Source organism: Pseudomonas sp. 05T35 (assembly GCF_056396605.1).
Genome location: NZ_JBFTLU010000728.1, coordinates 1 through 1,315, shown reverse-complemented (window position 1 = coordinate 1,315; position 1,315 = coordinate 1). Strand labels below are relative to the sequence as shown.

The window sequence follows — 1,315 nt, the reverse complement described above, 5'->3', positions numbered from 1 at the left end:
ACTGAGTACCCAGCAGTTCGACCATGGCGGTACGGTAATTGGGGACCGTGTCGAGCCTGTTCAGCGTTTTCAACCGGTCGAGCGTGGCGTCATAGTCCTTCAGGCGTGCGTCCAGTTTGTCGAGAAACAGCTGGCGTCGGGTTTCGACGGATGTACTGGGTGCATTGTTCAGGGCCGCATGGGCGCTCGTAAGCTCGGCGCGTTTGCTGTCCATCTCGAGGTCRAATGCAGCCAGTTGTGTGCGAAGTTCGGCGATGCGCGCTTTGTTCTCGCGCTGCATCTGTTCCCTGCGACTTTTCAAGCCGCCGCCACGCAGTCGCAGCCGGGTATCGACGAACCATTCACCTGTCTGGTTGTTGACCAACAGCGGGCCGGTGCGCAAGGTTTGTTGTCGGGAGTCAATGATCAGCACATCGTCGTTATCGTTCACGGTGACCTCGAACCAGCGCTCGCCGACGTTGGCGTACCATTTTTGCCCAAGGGCCGAGAGGTGTTGGTGCGGACCTTGCTCGATCACGGGTTGGCCAAGGCCTTCGGGTTTTGGAATCTTGAAGCTATCGAGCAGGTGTCCCAGGCTCAAGCGAGAACGGATCAGGGCTGTGTCTGAGTGGAGCGATGTTTCGTGTAAGGCTGGCAGGGTGTCAGTGGCGACATCGGGTTTGCGGGTCACGCTGACTTTTTCAGGAAGAGCTGTCTCTCGTGGCCTGCTGCCATGGGGTGTTGTGGTTTTCTGTGCAGATTCGCGTGGCGTGGTTGCGTGACTGACGAGCACCATCGCGAGGGTCAGGAAAACGTCGGTCAAGGCGGCCCACTCGTGCTGGCTATCGGCATTTTCCCTGGCGTCGGCTGCCTGTTGCAGGTCATCCATGATCTGCCAGATCCAGGCGGCTGTGCCCACCGTGCGTCCGAGGAAAGGCAAGGCGGCATTGAAGATCATCCAGGCACTTTGCTTGAGCGTGGCCCAACGATTTTCAGCGTTTGATACCGATTGCCGGTCCGCCAGAGTGATCAGCGCACTGGCATTGGCGTTGAAGAGCGTTGGCATCAGCTCGTCTTCGATCACCCTTTCACCAAAGGAAATCGGGCCTGTCATCGTCAGCGGCGTCAGTGGATCGACCAGCAATTGCGACAGGCTCCAGACCGAGGGCAGCTCACCAGGGAAAACGTAGCGGGCGTAGTTGGTGCGGGCGCTGTCAGGTAACCAGGCGAGCACCGACAGGCGTAATTCTTTTGAATGTTTGATCGCGTACAGCAGATTCTCGGTAGAGGGGTACTGGATTAGTGCAGGAGCGAGCAATGGCCGGTAGAGCAAGAC

At 58.4% G+C, this 1,315-nt stretch carries 1 pseudogene; it reads right to left on the bottom strand.

What is annotated here, in order from left to right:
- Positions 1–1,315: pseudogene (locus AC1DH9_RS29285) on the bottom strand (hypothetical protein); the annotation flags it as partial.